The sequence below is a fragment of the Achromobacter sp. D10 genome, from assembly GCF_035282245.1.
Taxonomy (GTDB): Bacteria; Pseudomonadota; Gammaproteobacteria; order Burkholderiales; family Burkholderiaceae_B; genus Achromobacter; species Achromobacter insolitus.
Map to the genome: position 1 here is coordinate 1 of NZ_JAYJLE010000029.1, position 874 is coordinate 874.

Annotated in this window: 1 pseudogene; it reads left to right on the top strand. The window is 66.8% G+C overall.

Features of this window, described 5'->3' with window-relative positions:
• Positions 1–874: pseudogene (locus VCS63_RS29690) on the top strand (filamentous hemagglutinin); the annotation flags it as partial.

Sequence of the window (874 nt, forward strand, 5' to 3'; positions counted from 1 at the left end):
ACGCCAGCGTAACGGTGCAGGTGTCCAGCACGCCCAAGGTGTACTTCACCCCGGCCGGCACCACCGACATGTACGACGCCGCAAGCCACTGGTTGTGCGACGAAGTGACGCCCATGTGCAGCAAGGATCCGGCCTGGCTGAATGACGACCCGGAGCGCATGTTCCTGCTGCCGTCCGCGAAGTACCCCGAGTCGCGCTATGGGCCGCCCTTCGACTACGCGCCCAGCTTGAAGGGCAAGGGCGGTAAGACGTCGCCGATCACGCCAACCTACACGCCTGTCACCACGGTATGTGATGGCACCGGCGGCGATGCGGGTGCGATCTGCTCGGACGTACCGGAAAAATTCCGGTACGGCGCCCAGGAACGCATCTGGTCCGTTTTCGGGGTGACGCCGCCGTCTGGCCCCATGCCCGTCTGGACGGCGCCTGAGCGGGCTTGCTACAACCACGCCACCTGCGACGCCGAAGCCGCGCGCCGCAAGGTCTACGAAGAAGCCTATGCCGCGTACAAGGCGCCGCATATGGCGTTGGACGCGCGCATCCGGGAGTTCAACGCCGACTTCAACAACCGCCTGGTCGGCACGTTCACCTATTACCAGGTCCAGGAGACCGTCAGCGAGACCCGCACCCTGTCCTCCGACCCCGGCAAGATACTGTCGGGCGGGGCCATGATGCTCACCGGTGCCGTCGCCAACGACAAGAGCCAGATCGCCGCGGGCGGAGCGCTCACGGTGGCCGGCCCGGCCATCCACAATATCGGCGCGGGCGGCGAACGCATCATCACGCGGGTCGGGACCGCCACGGTCACCCAGGCGCGTTCGCGCGACCGCCAGGAATACACCAGCGCCTATCGCAATACCCTGGCGGGCCAGCC